Origin of the sequence: Micromonospora sp. ATA51 (genome assembly GCF_016802855.1) — a bacterium.
GTDB lineage: Bacteria > Actinomycetota > Actinomycetes > Mycobacteriales > Micromonosporaceae > Micromonospora > Micromonospora sicca.
In genome coordinates, this window is record NZ_JAEVHJ010000002.1 from 28,591 (window position 1) to 43,191 (window position 14,601).

Genomic DNA, 14,601 nt, shown 5'->3' on the forward strand with positions numbered 1-14,601 from the left:
GTCGGGTACGACAAGGAAGTGAAAGGCGCGCCCGGCGGGCCGTGGCAGCGCTCCCGCGCCGGACGGGCGCCTTGACGATGGGAGAGACAGCCGCATGGCAAACCCGATTCCCGACATCTCGCTCAACGACGGCAACACCATTCCGCAGCTCGGCTTCGGGGTCTTCCAGATCGAGCCGAAGGACACCCCGACGGCGGTGGGCAAGGCGCTGGAGGTCGGCTACCGGCACATCGACACCGCCGAGATGTACGGCAACGAGGCCGAGGTGGGGCAGGCGGTCCGCACCTCCGGGCTGGACCGCGGCGAGGTCTTCGTCACCAGCAAGCTGAACAACGGCTTCCACCGGCCCGACGACGCCTGCAAGGCGTTCGAGTCGACGCTGCAGGCGCTGAAGTTCGACTACCTGGATCTGTTCCTGATCCACTGGCCGCTGCCGACCCTCTACGACGGGGACTTCGTCTCCACCTGGAAGGTGCTGGAGGAGCTGCAGCGCGACGGCCGGGTCCGGTCGATCGGGGTGTCGAACTTCCAGGTGGCGCACCTGGAGCGGCTGGCCGCCGAGGCGGACGTGGTGCCGGCGGTGAACCAGATCGAGGCGCACCCGTACTTCGGCAACGAGGAGGTGCGCGCGTACGACAAGGCGCACAACGTCGTGACGCAGGCGTGGTCCCCGATCGCGCAGGGCAAGGTGCTCGACGACCCGACGATCGTCGACATCGCCCAGCAGGTCGGCCGCACCCCCGCGCAGGTGGTGCTGCGCTGGCACGTGCAGCGCGGCGACATCGTCTTCCCGAAGTCGACCACCCCGAAGCGGATCGAGGAGAACTTCCAGATCTTCGACTTCGAGCTGGACGACGCGGCGATGGACCGGATCACGAACCTGGACAAGGGCGAGGCCGGGCGGCAGGGCCCGAACCCGGACACCTTCGACTACGTACCGAGCTGACGTAACGCACCGGAGGAGCGCGGCGCAGGTAAGGAGGGGGCCCGGGAGGGCCCCTTCCTCGCGTACGAAAGGACCACCTCGCCGCGATGATGCGCCGCCGTCTCCCGCTCGCCCTGCTGTCGTTGCTGATCGTCGCCGGAGTCGGCGCCTGCAGGCCGGCCGCGGCCCCGCGGGCCAGCCAGTGGTCGGCGCCGCCGACCCCCTCGGCGACGCCCCCACCGCCGCTGCGGCCGGCGCCCAACACGGCCGCCCAGATCCGCAGCCGGGTGAAGGCCGCGATGCTGGACCTGGACGCCGACTTCCACCCGGAGACGGCCGACTACGCCGAGAAGAGCACCGAGGCGGTGAAGCTGATCGCCCCCTGCCGGGACAGCCTGCCGTCGGACCGCAAGCGCAGCGGCCAGCGGGAGCGGCTCTGGCGCGGGGAGAAGATCTGGCTCCGCCAGTACGTCGTCGGCTACCTGAAGGTGCCCGGCCGCAAGCTCGCCGACGAGCTGCGCGACCCTGGCCAAGTGCAAGCGGCACCTACTCGTCCGACGGCAAGGTGTCGACGATCGTGCGCCCGTCGCCCCCGCTGCTGCCGGACGGGCCGGAGACCATCACCTTCTGCGAGCGCCTCGCCAGCAGCCGCCCGTTCCACCAGTGCACGCTGCTGCTGGCCCGGGGCAACTTCGTGCTGGAGATCGACGCCTCCGACGAGAACGGCGACCTCGCGGCCACCCAGAAGCTGCTGACCCGGCTGGCCCCGCTGGCCGTCGCGGCCCTGCAGAAGGCCGCCTGATCTCAGGAGCCGACGCGCTCGGCGATCCGGTGGAACGCCGCCGGGGTCGCCGAGCCCGGTTCGGGGACGTAGACGATCAGCCGCTGGTCGGTCTCCGGGACGTGCAGCACCCGGCATTCGAACTCCAGCGGCCCCAGCTCGGGGTGGTCGATCCGCTTGACGGTCGGGCGGCGCTCGCCGACCTCGTGCTCCGCCCAGAGTGCGGCGAACCGCGGCGACACCCCGAGCAGCTCGGTGACGAGCGCGGCGATCGCCGGGTCGCCCGGGTAGCGGCCGTACGCGGCGCGCAGGTCGGCCACCGAGGTACGGGCGAACCGCAGCACCTCCGGGTCGTCCCAGTACGACCCGGGGATCGCGCGCCGGAACATCCAGCGGATCATGTTCCGCTCGGCGGCCGGCACCGCCGACAGCTCGCCGACGAACCAGGTGGCCAGCCGGTTCCAGGCCAGCACCTCGTAGCTCGCGTCGACCAGGTACGCCGGGGTCCCGGTCACAACACCCTCTTGCTCACGCTGGCCTACCTGCGCGCCTTCGCGGTTTTTATCGCTGGCGGCAAGGGCGGCTGGAGCGCTACCTAGGGAACCGACGAGACCGAAGGATGAAGCTGCTCATGTACACCCTCCCGAAGACCGGTGCCGGAATCAGCGTTGCGGGCGTGAGCCTGGCCGCATATCAGCTCACCTGGCTGGCCGTAGCCTTGGTGGTGGCCGGCGGGGTGCTCTTCACCGCCGCCAAGCTCTTCCCCCGCGTGGCCGTCGAGCCTGTACCCGATGCGAGCGGCCGCACCCGCATGCGGATGACCCTGAACGGTCGCCCCATCCGTGCAGCTCGGGGCGCACACCGCTAACGGCGCAGGCGGACGCCGCCGGGAGTTCCAGTCCCGGCGCGTCCGCCTGTCCAAAGGCGGTCAATCAGTGACTCGGGAGCAGGGCGCAGAGGTGATCGTGCACCTGGCGACGCTGCCGGCGGACGGGCCGAGCGGCCTGCTGTGGGGCTTCCAGATGGACGCCGGCGGCGGCTACGGGGTGCTACCTCGGACAACTACGCCTTCTGGCAAAACGGCGGCCAGGGCGGGGAGAGCGAGGAGCTGCTCTGCCGGTGGCGGCGCAGCCGGGGCGTCGGCGACGAGATCGTCATCGCCACCAAGCTCGGCGCGCGCCCCCTGGCCCCGGCACCAGCTACGCCGACAATCCGGAGGGCCTGTCGGCGAAGGTGATCCGGGAGTCCGCCGAGCGCTGCCGGGAACGGCGCGGCATGGAACCGCTGCACCTGCTCTACGCGCACATCGAGGACCGGACCGTGCCGCTGGAGGAGACCGTCACGGCGTTCGCCGAACTGGTTGCCGAGGGCACGGTGGGCCTGTTGGGGGTGTCAACTGTTGCCGTTTGAGTAAATTTGGGTATGCGTTAGTGACCTTAAAAGAGTGGCTTGCGATGTGGGTGGTGCATTGTGACGGGGGATCAGGCGGTCGGCGGCTCGGCGCCGTGGGGGCCAGGTCGTGGTGGTTGCGGGTGAGTGTCGTACCGGGTGGTTATCGTGCTGGGCGTGGCGGGCCGCGAGCGGTTGGGTGTGGTGCAGGCGTACCGGTTCGCGTTGGACCTGACGCCCCGACAGGAGCGGGCGGTGCTCGCGCATGCTGGTGCGGCGCGCGTGGCACACAACTGGGCGCTGGCCCGGGTCAAGGCGGTGATGGATCAGCGGGCCGTCGAACGCACTTACGGCACCCCCGACGAGCAGCTCACCCCCACGATCGGCTGGTCTCTGCCCGCGCTTCGCAGAGCGTGGAACGCGGCGAAGGCCGATGTGGCGCCGTGGTGGACCGAGTGTTCGAAGGAGGCGTTCAACACCGGCCTGGACGCGCTGGCCAGGGGATTGAAGAACTGGTCCGACTCCCGCACCGGCAAGCGCGCCGGGCACCCGGTCGGGTTCCCGCGTTTCAAGTCCCGCCGCCGCTCCACCCCGTCGGTGCGGTTCACCACCGGGGCGATCCGCGTCGAGCCGGACCGCAGGCATGTGGTGTTGCCCCGGCTGGGCCGGTTGAAGCTGCACGAGTCCGCGCGTAAGCTCGCCCGCCGGCTTGAGGCGGGCACCGCCCGGATTGTGTCGGCGACGGTGCGCCGCGACGGTGGGCGCTGGTACGTGGCGTTCTGCGTCGACGTCGACCGCGCCGCACGCACTCCAAACCAGCCGGAAGTGGTGGTCGGCGTAGACCTTGGCGTCAAGCATCTGGCGGTGCTGTCCACCGGTGAGGTGGAGCCCAACCCGCGCCACCTGCACACTGCCGCCCGCCGGATGCGGCGTTTGGCCCGGCGAGCCTCTCGCCGGGTCGGCCCTGACCGGCGCACCGGCCGGCGTGGGTCGAGGCGGTGGGAGCGGGCGTCCGTCCGGCTCGGTCGGGCGCATGCCCGGGTCGCTCATCTGCGCCGTGACGGTCTGCACAAGCTGACCACCCGGCTCGCCCGCGAGTACGGCACGGTGGTGGTGGAAGACCTCAACGTGGCCGGGATGCTCGCCAACCGGCGGCTGGCCCGGCACATCGCCGATGCCGGGTTCGCCGAACTACGGCGGCAACTGGCGTACAAAACCTCATGGGGCGGCGGGCGGCTGGTGGTGGCCGACCGGTGGTATCCGTCCTCGAAAACCTGCTCGGGCTGCGGCACGGTGAAAACCAAACTCGCCCTGTCCGAGCGCACCTACACCTGCACCACCTGCGGCCTCGTCCTGGACCGGGACGTCAACGCCGCACGAAACCTGGCCGCGCTGGCGGTCACCGTCGCCGGGAGTGGCCCGGAGACGCGAAACGGACGTGGAGCCGACCGTAAGACCCCGCTCGCGGGGCTGGTGGCCGTGAAACGTCAACCCGGCACCGCCAAAGCGGGTAACACCGGGACCGTCCCACCGCAAGGTAGGACATCCAATCATGAGCTCACCCACGCATCATGAGAGGAAACGGCGAGCAACCACCGGGCCGGGTGGAGCGGGCCCGGGCGCTCGCCGCCGCGGCCGGCCTGCCCGGGTACGAGGTGCTCCAGTACCACCACACGTACCTGCAACGCCGCTTCGACGTGCCCAGCGAGCTGGACCCGGACGGCGACGTCGGCGCGGTCGGCCCGGACCTGGCCAGCTACCTGCGGGCCGAGCCGGAGCTGACGCTGGTGGCGTACTCGCCGCTGCTGACCGGCGCGTACACCCGGGCGGACAAGCCGCTCGGCCCGGCGTACGACCTGCCGAGCGTCCCGGGGCGGCTGGCGGCGCTGCGGGAGGTGGCGGCGCAGACCGGGGCGACGGTGAACCAGGTGGTGCTGGCCTGGCTGATGGGCGGCGACGTGCCGGCGATCCCGCTGGTCGGGGCCTCGTCGGTGGCGCAGCTGGACGAGAGCCTGGCCGCGGTGGACCTGGAGCTGACCGCCGAGCAGCGGGATCGTCTGGACCAGTCGCGGTAGTGGCCCCGAGTCAACGGCTCGGGCGCCGCGACCGGATGGTCACGACGCCCGAGCCGGGGCGCTGATCCTCCCGTCAGCCGTTGCCTCCGGTGTCGTGGGTGACGGCGCGGAGGGCGTTGACCTGGCCGTTGCCGTACCACGAGTTGAAGCCGGGGCCGCCCTGGCAGGCCTGCGGCTCACCCAGGCTGGTGGTGACCGTTTCGTACCCGGCCGGCACCGACGCCGGACACGGCTGGGGGTCTGCGGTCTGGGTCACGTACTGCTCGACCTGTCCCGGACGCATCTTGCCGTTCTGCGGGTTCTGCAGGTCGCCGTAGCGGCTGACGACGAGCGCCGCGACGCCGGCGACGTGCGGGCCTGCCATCGAGGTGCCCTGCAGGTAGCAGTACACCGCGGACGGCTCGTTCGGGTCCACCTCGCGCCGCAGGCACGGCGTGGTGGCCGGGTACGTCGACAGGACGCGCCCGTTGGGCGCCTCGGCGTTGCTGCCGAAGACGGAGTCACCGCCGGGGGCGACCACGTCCACCGCGCTCACGCCGTAGCTGGAGTAGAACGACTTGAGGTAGTCCGGCCCCTCGTCGCTGTCGGCCTGCTCGTTGTGGCCGTTGGCGCTGACCCCGATGACACCGGGAATCTCGACCGGCACGACCACGCAGGCGTTCGTGACGTCGCGCGTCTGCTCGTTGCCAGGCGGGAAGTCCGGGCTGGTGGTGTCGATGCCGGGGTGCGAGAGGTCCTCGCTCTCGTTGCCGGCCGAGGCCACCACGGTGACGCCCTGGTTCATCGCGTGGCGGATGGCCCGCTGTTCGGCCTTCCAGATCGCGTGCTGCGCCTTGTCGTTGCGGCAGTTGAACAGGAAGGGGTCGGCGAAGTAGCTGTTGTTCGTCACGTCCAGGTGCCGCTCGGCCGCCCACATGAACGAGCAGACGACCATCTCCGGGAAGAAGAACCCGGCGTCGGTCGAGGACTTGATGCCGGCGATCCTTACGTTCGGGGCTACGCCGACGATGCCGATGCCGTTGGACGCCGCGGCGATGGTGCCGGCGGTGTGGGTGCCGTGACCGTTGACGTCGTTGCCGGGTCGCAGCGGCGCCGGCGCCCCGCTGGAGCAGTCGGCGCTGTCGGCGGCCGAGTAGTTGGGCGCGATGTCGGGGTGGGTGAAGTCCAGTCCGGTGTCGATGTCGCCGACCACGACGGTCCGGCTGCCGCCGGTGACCGCGTGGGCCTGCGGCGTGGAGATCTGCCGCATGTCCCACTGCAACGGGGAGAGGTTGTCGCCGTCGGTGGCGGGCGAGTTCGGCAGCTCGGGGGCCTGCTCGTCGCGGCCGTCCGCCTGGACGCCGCCGACCTGGACGCCGAACCTGTCGGTCGCCGAGGCACCCTCGACCTTGACGTCCTTCTGGATGGCGTCGGCGAAGCCGGAGTAGCCGGAACGAGCCACCAGGATGCCGGTCGCGTCGTAGGCCGCGACGATCTCACCGCCGGCGTCGCGGACGGTGTCGGCGGCGTCCGACGGCACCGCGGTCTGCTTGTAGAGGACGAGGTAGGTGCGGGTCGGACCGTCCGCTGTGGCGGGGGCCGCGCCGGCCGGCGGCGCGCCGACCAGGGCGGCCGTGACGGCGGCGGCAGCGAACGCCGCTCCTAGCTTGCGGGGACTCATGCGCATCATTGCGGTCCTCCCTCACCCAGCCGCCCCCTCGCGAGTCTCGCGAGGACGGAGACGGGTGGGCTTAGCTGGAACGTAGATGAATGTCCCGGGGCGTGGGAAGACCAAGCGCTGGGAAAAGTTGCCAGTGGACAACAGCTGTGAACTGATCAGAATAGGTCGATGCGCCAGTCGTTGGAGCGCATCAGGTGCCCCGGCGGGTACTCGAACTCGGTCTCGCCCACCAGCGTGAAGCCGGCCTTGCGGCAGACCGCGTTCGACGGCGGGTTGTCCACCGACGGGTAGGCGTGCGCCCAGCGCCGGTCGCCGCGCGCCGCGGCCTCCGCGACCGCCGCGCGCACCGCCGCGGTCGCGAGGCCCCGGCCCTGGTACCCGGGCAGGATCGCCCAGCCCATCTCGTAGACCTGCTCGCCGCGCCACTCCCGGGCCCAGTAGCCGACGCTGCCCACCTTTTCGCCGTCGGGCAGCACGACGCTGAACATGGTGCCGCTGCGCGGGCCCGGGCCGCGGACGTACCGCTCGTGCCGGGCGACCACCTGCTCCTCGGTCTCCGGGCCCCCGGTGTGCGCGCGGACCTCCGGCGCGTTGAGCTGTCGCAGCAGGTCGAGGTCGCCCTCGCTCCACGGCTCAATGCGCACCTCAGTCATGTCGCCCCCCCGTTCTCCCGAGGGCTCATTGAAACAGCCGCCACCGACGATTCCTTGCACATCACCCTTGATCGCCGGATGCCCTCGTCGACCCAGGGACACGCGACAACTGGTGGCTCGACTGCGCCGAACGGGGATCGCCGCCAACCAGCTCGGTGAGTCGTCGGCATGGCGGATGGGTCAGCGGGTACGCGAGGGCGCGACAGATCACGTCGAGCGGCAGCGCCCACGGTTGGGAGACCGATCGGAGACTGCGATGCGGGGAACATCATCGCGACCGCGAGCACACAATGCGGTCGAAGCGCGAGTGACGATTCGGCGCCCGGTGCGGGAGGTTTTCGCGTTCTATCGCGACTTCACGAACCTGCCACGGTTTCTGGGCGATGTCATGGCCGTCGAACAGGTGGGCCCAGCGGTGTCCCGATGGACGATACAAGGCCCGCTGGGCGTTCGGTTCAGGTCGACGATGAGGGTGACCGAGGAGCGTACGAACGAGGTCATCGGCTACGAGACGCGCTCCCTGCCCGGGCTGCGGACCTACTGGGAGGTCCACTTCATCAGCGGCTCCGCGGTTGGCGAGACCGAGGTGCGCGAGGTGATGCGAACGCCGCTGGGGAGGCTGGGGCACCGGGTCCTCGCGTTGATGGGTAAACCTCCCGCCGGGGAGGTGCCGGCAAATCTGCGGAGATTGAAGGAAGTGCTGGAGACGGGAAGGGTGACCAGCTTGGACCATTCCGTGGCGGGCAAGTTCGGCTAGGGTACGGCGGCTCCTGGAAGCCGTAACCCCCTGGCGTGGGGCCGGCCTCTGCCGCCCCGCTCCGGCGGTCGGCTGGGCCGGGCTGGCGCGAGCTACCCGGCCCACGCCTCCCGGGTGGTGACCACGGGCCTACCGCTGCGCACCGATTCCTCGATGGCGAGGCTGATGAGGTGGTCCTGGCACGCCTCGGCGAGGGGATAGGGCGCCGGCCCTTCCTCTCGCGCCCAGGCACCGGTACGAGCCACGATGTCGGCCACCGCGAGGTCGTCATCGGACAGACCGCTGCCGACGAACGGATTGCGGTAGACGACGCGGCCGTCGAAGCTGATGTGCTTCAGGTCGAGCCCTTCGAGGTTCAGGTCGACGCCGGTCTGCCGCCGCACCAGGGACGACTCCACAGGCGTCGTCGGGTCGACCAGGCGGACGACCGGGTCATCCACCATCTCGCCCAGCGAGCCCCGGACGACCAGCCGACGCGAACGCAGCGGGTTCCACCACTGGTTGTCGGTGAAGTCGTACAGCCCCATCCGCCCGCCGAAGTCGATGGTCGCGAGGGTGGTGACAAGCTGCTGGGGCGTCATGTCACCGCTCCAGCCCTCCGGTGACAAGGGGTTGGCCAGCGATGCGACGAAGGCCCGCGCGCTGACCTCGGCGGTGTCGTACCCGACTCCCAGCAGGCCACGGATCAGCGAGACCGCGTGGTACAGGTGCGTCGAGGAGATCTGGACGGAGGTGGGCTCGCCCAGCACCCCGGCGCGGATCAACTCCAGCCGGGCCGCGTGCCCGGGCATCAGCAGGTACTGCTCGGCGACCTGCACCAGGCCGCTGTCCCCCACGTCGGACCACAGCGACCGCAGCCCGGCGAGGTCAGGGGCGGGGGGCGTCTCGGCGAGTACCGGCACACCAACGGCGACCAGTTCGCGGGTCACGTCGGGCGTCACCGACCAGGGCACCGACACGATGACGAAGTCGGGCCGCTCGTGCGCGAGCAGGTCGGCGGCGGAACGGAAGGTCGGCACGCCCCACTCGGCCGCGACCTCGTCCCCACGCGATGCGGCACGGGTGACCACCCCTGTCACCCGGAAGCGCTGTGGCAGCAGCCTGGCCAGCCGCAGGAAGAACGCCCCCCGCCAGCCGCTGCCGACGATGGCGAACCGAGTCTGGACCGCGGTTGTCATCTCATTTCCTGACGTCGAGACCGGATGTTGAGCCGTAGACGACGCACCCTCTCAACGATTGGCTGCTCCGGCCGGCACCTGGCCGGGATCTTAGCGATGGCGCCCTTCGGAAGCTGGCCAGGTTCTCCGTCGCGGAGGGTGGGACGCGGGCCATCTGAGGCGGACCAGTGGCTGGTAACCGAATATCGACAGCGCACCGACAGGTGTCGATGCGCTTGCGAGGGTCGCCTAAGATCACGCTGACGTAGTCACAACGGAAGCGGGGGCTGAGGTGGCGTCTACCGACCCGTCCGGCATGGACAAGCTGCTCACCGACACGTTGCGTAGCCTTGCCGCCTACCAGTCCACAAGGGAGGACGCAGGTGCGGCGCCGCCGGAGGGGCGCGGCGAGGCGGCCGACGGCCTGGTCCGCGTCCGCACCGCACCGCCGGGCCGGATGACCGCGCTGGAGGTCGACCCGCGGCTGCTCCGGCTCGACCTCGCGACGCTGACCGGCCACATCATGGTCGCGGTCAACAACGCGATGGAGGACCTCCAGCGGGCCACGGCGACGCCGGCGGGCCCGGTCGACCTCGGCGACCTGGGCCGGCAGCTGAGCACCATCCAGCAGGACGCCGCCCGACAGTTCACCACCTTCCTCGACGGGCTCGCCGAAGCGCAGGACCGGCTGAGCCGTCGGGGCGGGTGACCGCGCCGTGCAGATCGATCCGGACGGGCTGGCCGCCGCCGGCAACGCGATGCGTTCGGCGGCCGACGACTTCGCCAGCCGGGTGACGGCCTTCCAGGCGCGACTGGCCTCGATCGGCCCGGCGTTCGGCGACGACGACACGGGTTCCCTGCTCGGCGTGGCGCACGAGGAGGCGTCGGGCTTCGTCTTCGAGGTGCTCACCGAGGCCCTCGAGGAGGTCGGTCTCGCCGGCGACGACCTCGCCGCGATGGCGCGGTCGCACGAGGAGAACGAGGCCGACACCGGCGACCTGTTCCACTCCATCCTCGGTCGGCTCGGAGGCTGACGGCGTGGGCCTGCAGATCCCCGGCGAGCTGCGCAGTCTGCTCGACATCCTGGGCTACGACTGGCCGGCTTCGGACGAGCAGAAGCTGTTCGAGCTGGGCCAGGCGTGGCTCGAGTTCAGCGACGACATGGCCGAGTTCCTGGCCGGTGCCGTCACCGCCGCCACCAACGCGCTCACCGGCAACGAGGGCGGCGACATCGAGGCGTTCCGGAACTGGTGGGCGGGTGAGGAGAGCCCGGCCGCGAGTGTGGTCAGCAATGTCACCGGGGCGGTGGTCGGCGGCGCCGGGCTCATCATCTGCGCCGCGATCGTGCTGGCCCTGAAGATCGCCGTCATCGTGCAGCTGACGATCCTGGCGATCCAGATCGCGCAGGCGATCGCCACCGCGGGCCCGACCTTCGGCGCGTCCCTGCTGGAGATTCCCGTGTTCCAGACGCTGGCCCGCACGATCATCGGCAACCTCATGCAGGAGGCCGTCTGGCGGTTGATCGATGGTTAGGAACCGCACCGGCAAGATCGCCGCCAAGTTCGCCCGGGAGTGGGTCCGGGATCTCAAGAAGGTCAAGCGTCGGCGGCGGGGCACACCCGACGCACGGCCGACCCGCAACGCGTCCCCGGCCCGGCAGGCGTCGTACCGGGCCCGGCGGGAGGCCGACCGCCAGCAGCGCAACGGGCGGGTCAACGGCACCGCCGAGGCGGTCACCACGGCGGACGGTCGGCACACCGCGGTCTCCGTGAGCGACGGCCCGGACAAGATCTACCCGCACCACCGCGAGGTGCCCGGGCGCTCGACAGCGTGCCCCAGAACCTCCGCGCGCCGTGGCACGGCAACTGCGCGCTGCCGCAGTCGTTGTCGAAGCTGCTGGACCGGGGCATCGACCCGCGCGGCGGCGCCATCGGCGCGGCGCGGATCCGCGCCCCCGGCAACCCCGGCCACGGCGCCCACAACCCGTGCTGCAACAGTTGCAAGTCGTTGCGGAACGAGTTCGACCTCAAGGAGGCGCTGTGATGCGCGGCGACGAGCGCGACCTGCCGGCGCGGGCGGCACAGGAGCTCAAGGCGGCGGGCTGGTCGCCGCGCCGCCGGACGGACGTGTCCGAGTGGGAGAGCGCGCTCGCCCCGGAGGGGTTCACGATGCACCCCGCCGCGCGCGCGTTCCTGACCGAGTTCGGCGGCCTGGCCGTCCCGGTGAGCGGTCCCGGCCGGGACTACGCCCGCATCGGCGTACGACTCGACCCGACCCTGTGCCTGGGGCAGAAGACGTGGTTCGACAGCCTCGACGCATCGACGGCCGGCCAGCTCTATCCGGTCGGGGAAGAGTACGACGGGCACGCCAGCCTGGCGATCGACGCCGCCGGCACCGTCCACATGCTGTTCAACGACCAGATCAAGCGGGTCGGCCCCGGCGCGACCGGCCTGGCCCGGCTGCTGGAGGGCGAGGACGCCCCGGACGAGCCGTAGGCCGCCGCGCCCACGAGAGCCCTCGACCAGCTGAACGGCGCGGTCGGGGGCTTCCTCGTATGCGCCGCCCCGACGCATCCCGCTCGGCCGCGGCCAGCCCGGATAAAATTCAACCAATCGGTTTACGAACGGTCCGCCGGCGATTATCGTCAACCGCATGGTTGAGGATTCGGTGGGGATGGACGCGGTGTTCCACGCCCTCGCGCACGGGGCGCGGCGCACCATGCTGCGCCGGCTCGCCGGACGGGAGCTGACCGTCGGCGAGCTGGCCGAGCCCCTCGAGATGTCCCTGGCCGCGGCGTCGAAGCACCTGCAGGTGCTGGAACGCGCCGGCCTGGTCCGGCGCACCATCACCGGCCGCCGGCACGTCTGTCGGCTCGAACCGGCGCCGCTCGCCACGGCCTCCGCCTGGCTGAACTTCTACCGACGCCACTGGGACGACCGCCTCGACGCCCTGGAGACGCTCCTCATCGACGACGAAGGGACCGACCGATGAGCACCGCCGTACGGCTGCACCGCGAACTGCCCGCCCCACCCGAGAAGGTCTACCGGGCCTGGCTCGACCCCGACCTGCTGCGTCGCTGGCTCGCCCCCGGCGGGCTGGAGGTGAGCCACGCCGAGGTGGAGCCCCGGGTCGGCGGCCGGTACCGGATCTGGCACACCGACGCCGGCGCCGACGTCGGCGGCTTCGACTGCGAACTGCTCGAGCTGGAGCAGGACCGGCGCATCGTCTGGCGCTGGGGCTTCGTCGGCCCGCAACGCACCGAAGGCCCGACGTTCGACTCGCTGCTGACCGTCACCCTCGAGGGGAAGCCGGAGGGCGGGACCGCGCTCACCCTCGTACACGAACGGCTGGACGACCTGGCGGCGGCGATGCCGCAGGTGGCCGACGGCGTCGCGCCCGGCTGGAAGTCGGTGCTGGACAAGCTCGCGGAGGTGGCGGCGTGAAGCTCGTGGTGGTCGAGTGGATGAGCATGGACGGGGTGGTGCAGGCGCCCGGCGCGCCCGACGAGGACCCCAGCGGCGGTTTCGCGCACGGCGGCTGGCACCTGCGCTGGTTCGACGACACCTCCCGGCAGTGGGTGGTCGACGGATTGGATGCCGCCTCCTCCTTCCTTTTCGGACGGTTGACCTACGAGCGGTTCGCCGCGCACTGGCCGCGCGTCACCGGACCCGAGCGGGTGGTCGCCGAACCGCTCAACCAAAAGCCGAAGTACGTGGTGTCGACGACGCTCGCCTCGCCGCTGCCCTGGGAGCACTCTTCGTTGTTGGCTGGCGATGTGGCCAAGGCGGTGGCCGAGCTCAAGGAGTCGGGCGAGGGTGAGCTGCAGCTGATCGGCAGTGCGCGGCTGGCCCGGACGCTGCTCGAGCACGACCTGGTCGACGAGCTGCGGCTGATGCTCGACCCGGTGCTGCTGGGCGGCGGGAAGCGCATCTGGCCGGAGGGTGGGCGGCTCGCGTCGTTCCGCCTGAGGAGCAACGAGCCAACCAGCACCGGTGCCCTGCTGCTGACGTACGCCCGGGAGCCGGCACTCGCCGGCTGACCGGTGCGACCGCGGTCGCCGCGGGATGACTAGCGCCCCACGTAGCGGGTACGCGCGGCGCATGGGTAGCCACAAGGCAAACAAGCACGACCCCGGCGGCGAGTCAGCACGCGCGGGGCGGAATCCGGGCAGCGGGGCACGGGGCCGGCAGGGCTCCGAGGTCGAACACTCGCCAGACCGCCGGCACCTGCGGGCGGCGACCGGGACATCGGGCACGGAACGCGACCAGGGCCGGGCCAAGGTCGAGGGCGCTGAGCGGATCCAACGCCAAGGGACGCGCTGAGGCGCGATCTGATCCACGAACCGAGCAGGCGCTGGTGGCCGTCGAGCGGCCGCCAGCACATCTGGGAGTTGATGCCGAGGTGCCCAAATTCCTGTTGCAGTCGACGTACACCATTGACGGGCTCAAGGGGCTGATCACCGACGGTGGTTCCAAGCGGGTCGAGGTCGTCCGAAACACGATCGAGGCCAGCGGCGGCCGGCTGGAGTCGATGCACTTCTCATTCGGTAAGAACGACACCTATGTGTTGTGTGAATTGCCGGACCACAAGGCCGCGGCCGCACTGGCCATCGCCATCCGGGCGGCGGGCGGTGTGGACTCGCGGATCACACCGGTGCTGACAGCCGAGGAAGTCGATGAGGCGGTCCGGGCGAAAGAGGCCTACCAGCCGCCGGGTAGATGACCTCTGTCCGATGAGCGAGCGGTGATGCCACCGGTCCTGGTCACGGGCGGGACGGGGACACTCGGCCGCCACGTCGTGTCACGTCTGCGCGACGCGGGCTGCGACCTACGCGTCCTGACCCGGCGCGGCCGACCGGCCGAGGACGGAGTCGAGTTCGTCACCGGCGATCTGACCAGCGGCGCAGGCGTCGACGCGGCCGTGGGCGCGTGTCGAGACGATCGTCCACTGCGCCAGCAGCTACCAGGGTGACCTCGGCGCCGCTCGGAATCTCGTCCGGGCGGCGTCGCGGGGCTGGTAGGCCGCACCTGAGTGTGCATCTCCATCGTCGGAGTCGACCGGATTCCGATCAGCAGCCCGGTCGACCGCGGCATGTTCGGCTACTACGAATTCCGGGGCGGGGCTAACCTGGCGCCGGAGCAGGCCGTAGGTCGGCGGACCTGGGAGGAGTTCCTCGCCGAACGGGCTCACTGAGGGGCACCCCT

The 14,601-nt window shown here is 71.0% G+C and carries 22 protein-coding genes; 18 read left to right on the forward strand and 4 right to left on the reverse strand.

The features are described 5' to 3' along the window. Positions 1 to 94: 94 nt before the first annotated feature. Both JNW87_RS00725 and JNW87_RS00730 read left to right on the forward strand, forming a co-directional pair. Complete coding sequence (locus tag JNW87_RS00725; protein ID WP_109802808.1) at positions 95 to 946, forward strand: aldo/keto reductase; 852 nt, start codon at positions 95 to 97, stop codon at positions 944 to 946. Between the two features lie 556 nt (positions 947 to 1,502). Then, positions 1,503 to 1,727 (forward strand): hypothetical protein, encoded by a 225-nt coding sequence (locus tag JNW87_RS00730; RefSeq protein ID WP_109802809.1) that lies wholly within the window; start codon positions 1,503 to 1,505, stop codon positions 1,725 to 1,727. Between the two features lie 2 nt (positions 1,728 to 1,729). Here JNW87_RS00730 and JNW87_RS00735 read toward each other — a convergent pair whose 3' ends face one another. After that, entirely contained in the window at positions 1,730 to 2,221 is a 492-nt protein-coding gene (locus tag JNW87_RS00735) for a hypothetical protein (protein WP_161557878.1), read from the reverse strand. 104 nt (positions 2,222 to 2,325) lie between these two features. On the opposite strand from JNW87_RS00735, the gene JNW87_RS00740 reads away from it, so the two are divergent. The 4 genes from JNW87_RS00740 to JNW87_RS00755 all read left to right on the forward strand — a co-directional run bounded on the left by JNW87_RS00740 (position 2,326) and on the right by JNW87_RS00755 (position 5,170). Further along, positions 2,326 to 2,574 carry a hypothetical protein gene (locus JNW87_RS00740; RefSeq protein ID WP_109802810.1) on the forward strand — a complete coding sequence of 83 codons (249 nt, stop codon included), beginning with the start codon at positions 2,326 to 2,328 and terminating at the stop codon, positions 2,572 to 2,574. A 251-nt stretch (positions 2,575 to 2,825) separates the two neighbouring features. Beyond that, a complete protein-coding gene (locus JNW87_RS40345; protein WP_236648003.1) occupies positions 2,826 to 3,116 on the forward strand; it encodes an aldo/keto reductase in 291 nt (96 codons plus the stop codon). A 156-nt stretch (positions 3,117 to 3,272) separates the two neighbouring features. Further along, positions 3,273 to 4,670, forward strand: coding sequence for an IS607 family element RNA-guided endonuclease TnpB (gene tnpB / locus JNW87_RS00750; protein ID WP_236648004.1), 1,398 nt, complete (start codon positions 3,273 to 3,275; stop codon positions 4,668 to 4,670). Further along, positions 4,667 to 5,170: an aldo/keto reductase gene (locus tag JNW87_RS00755; protein WP_236648005.1), complete on the forward strand. Its 504-nt coding sequence runs from the start codon at positions 4,667 to 4,669 to the stop codon at positions 5,168 to 5,170. Before tnpB ends, JNW87_RS00755 begins: the two co-directional genes overlap by 4 nt. A gap of 73 nt (positions 5,171 to 5,243) precedes the next feature. Here JNW87_RS00755 and JNW87_RS00760 read toward each other — a convergent pair whose 3' ends face one another. Then, positions 5,244 to 6,830: a S8 family serine peptidase gene (locus tag JNW87_RS00760; protein WP_161557879.1), complete on the reverse strand. Its 1,587-nt coding sequence runs from the start codon at positions 6,828 to 6,830 to the stop codon at positions 5,244 to 5,246. A gap of 155 nt (positions 6,831 to 6,985) precedes the next feature. Then, on the reverse strand, positions 6,986 to 7,483 hold the full coding sequence (locus JNW87_RS00765; RefSeq protein WP_109802812.1) for a GNAT family N-acetyltransferase: 498 nt from the start codon (positions 7,481 to 7,483) through the stop codon (positions 6,986 to 6,988). Between the two features lie 256 nt (positions 7,484 to 7,739). Between JNW87_RS00765 and JNW87_RS00770 the strand changes: the two genes are divergently transcribed. Further along, a complete protein-coding gene (locus JNW87_RS00770; protein ID WP_255420212.1) occupies positions 7,740 to 8,240 on the forward strand; it encodes an SRPBCC family protein in 501 nt (166 codons plus the stop codon). A 92-nt stretch (positions 8,241 to 8,332) separates the two neighbouring features. On the opposite strand, the gene JNW87_RS00775 is transcribed toward JNW87_RS00770, so the two are convergent. Continuing rightward, positions 8,333 to 9,418: a Gfo/Idh/MocA family protein gene (locus JNW87_RS00775; protein ID WP_109802814.1), complete on the reverse strand. Its 1,086-nt coding sequence runs from the start codon at positions 9,416 to 9,418 to the stop codon at positions 8,333 to 8,335. 271 nt (positions 9,419 to 9,689) lie between these two features. On the opposite strand from JNW87_RS00775, the gene JNW87_RS00780 reads away from it, so the two are divergent. The 11 genes from JNW87_RS00780 to JNW87_RS00830 all read left to right on the forward strand — a co-directional run bounded on the left by JNW87_RS00780 (position 9,690) and on the right by JNW87_RS00830 (position 14,590). Beyond that, positions 9,690 to 10,106 carry a YbaB/EbfC family nucleoid-associated protein gene (locus JNW87_RS00780; RefSeq protein ID WP_236648007.1) on the forward strand — a complete coding sequence of 139 codons (417 nt, stop codon included), beginning with the start codon at positions 9,690 to 9,692 and terminating at the stop codon, positions 10,104 to 10,106. Positions 10,107 to 10,113: 7 nt separating this feature from the next. Next, positions 10,114 to 10,431 carry a hypothetical protein gene (locus JNW87_RS00785; RefSeq protein WP_109802816.1) on the forward strand — a complete coding sequence of 106 codons (318 nt, stop codon included), beginning with the start codon at positions 10,114 to 10,116 and terminating at the stop codon, positions 10,429 to 10,431. Between the two features lie 4 nt (positions 10,432 to 10,435). Continuing rightward, complete coding sequence (locus JNW87_RS00790; protein ID WP_109802817.1) at positions 10,436 to 10,930, forward strand: hypothetical protein; 495 nt, start codon at positions 10,436 to 10,438, stop codon at positions 10,928 to 10,930. Positions 10,931 to 11,227: 297 nt separating this feature from the next. Beyond that, positions 11,228 to 11,440 (forward strand): hypothetical protein, encoded by a 213-nt coding sequence (locus JNW87_RS00795; RefSeq protein ID WP_238452706.1) that lies wholly within the window; start codon positions 11,228 to 11,230, stop codon positions 11,438 to 11,440. Next, complete coding sequence (locus JNW87_RS00800; protein ID WP_109802819.1) at positions 11,440 to 11,892, forward strand: SUKH-3 domain-containing protein; 453 nt, start codon at positions 11,440 to 11,442, stop codon at positions 11,890 to 11,892. Before JNW87_RS00795 ends, JNW87_RS00800 begins: the two co-directional genes overlap by 1 nt. 157 nt (positions 11,893 to 12,049) lie before the next feature. Next, entirely contained in the window at positions 12,050 to 12,388 is a 339-nt protein-coding gene (locus JNW87_RS00805; protein WP_109802820.1) for a helix-turn-helix transcriptional regulator, read from the forward strand. Continuing rightward, positions 12,385 to 12,840, forward strand: coding sequence for an SRPBCC domain-containing protein (locus JNW87_RS00810; RefSeq protein ID WP_109802821.1), 456 nt, complete (start codon positions 12,385 to 12,387; stop codon positions 12,838 to 12,840). The genes JNW87_RS00805 and JNW87_RS00810 overlap by 4 nt, the downstream gene beginning before the upstream one ends. Next, on the forward strand, positions 12,837 to 13,436 hold the full coding sequence (locus JNW87_RS00815; RefSeq protein ID WP_109802822.1) for a dihydrofolate reductase family protein: 600 nt from the start codon (positions 12,837 to 12,839) through the stop codon (positions 13,434 to 13,436). Before JNW87_RS00810 ends, JNW87_RS00815 begins: the two co-directional genes overlap by 4 nt. A 317-nt stretch (positions 13,437 to 13,753) precedes the next feature. Further along, positions 13,754 to 14,119 carry a GYD domain-containing protein gene (locus JNW87_RS00820; RefSeq protein WP_236648009.1) on the forward strand — a complete coding sequence of 122 codons (366 nt, stop codon included), beginning with the start codon at positions 13,754 to 13,756 and terminating at the stop codon, positions 14,117 to 14,119. A 24-nt stretch (positions 14,120 to 14,143) separates the two neighbouring features. Continuing rightward, on the forward strand, positions 14,144 to 14,368 hold the full coding sequence (locus JNW87_RS00825; RefSeq protein WP_201749732.1) for an SDR family oxidoreductase: 225 nt from the start codon (positions 14,144 to 14,146) through the stop codon (positions 14,366 to 14,368). Positions 14,369 to 14,428: 60 nt separating this feature from the next. Further along, the gene (locus JNW87_RS00830) at positions 14,429 to 14,590 is read left to right on the forward strand and encodes a hypothetical protein (protein WP_201749730.1); all 162 of its coding nucleotides are present in this window, start codon (positions 14,429 to 14,431) and stop codon (positions 14,588 to 14,590) included. The last annotated feature ends 11 nt before the right edge of the window (positions 14,591 to 14,601 follow it).

Excerpts from the sequence above, each read along its gene's own strand:
- JNW87_RS00725 (WP_109802808.1), top strand. The coding sequence starts at position 95 with ATGGCAAACCCGATTCCCGACATCTCGCTCAACGACGGCAACACCATT.
- JNW87_RS00825 (WP_201749732.1), top strand. The coding sequence starts at position 14,144 with ATGCCACCGGTCCTGGTCACGGGCGGGACGGGGACACTCGGCCGCCAC.
- JNW87_RS00740 (WP_109802810.1), top strand. The coding sequence starts at position 2,326 with ATGAAGCTGCTCATGTACACCCTCCCGAAGACCGGTGCCGGAATCAGC.
- JNW87_RS00805 (WP_109802820.1), top strand. The coding sequence starts at position 12,050 with ATGGTTGAGGATTCGGTGGGGATGGACGCGGTGTTCCACGCCCTCGCG.
- JNW87_RS00775 (WP_109802814.1), bottom strand. The coding sequence starts at position 9,418 with ATGACAACCGCGGTCCAGACTCGGTTCGCCATCGTCGGCAGCGGCTGG.
- JNW87_RS00770 (WP_255420212.1), top strand. The coding sequence starts at position 7,740 with ATGCGGGGAACATCATCGCGACCGCGAGCACACAATGCGGTCGAAGCG.
- JNW87_RS00765 (WP_109802812.1), bottom strand. The coding sequence starts at position 7,483 with ATGACTGAGGTGCGCATTGAGCCGTGGAGCGAGGGCGACCTCGACCTG.
- JNW87_RS00810 (WP_109802821.1), top strand. The coding sequence starts at position 12,385 with ATGAGCACCGCCGTACGGCTGCACCGCGAACTGCCCGCCCCACCCGAG.
- JNW87_RS00755 (WP_236648005.1), top strand. The coding sequence starts at position 4,667 with ATGAGAGGAAACGGCGAGCAACCACCGGGCCGGGTGGAGCGGGCCCGG.
- JNW87_RS00760 (WP_161557879.1), bottom strand. The coding sequence starts at position 6,830 with ATGAGTCCCCGCAAGCTAGGAGCGGCGTTCGCTGCCGCCGCCGTCACG.
- JNW87_RS00800 (WP_109802819.1), top strand. The coding sequence starts at position 11,440 with ATGCGCGGCGACGAGCGCGACCTGCCGGCGCGGGCGGCACAGGAGCTC.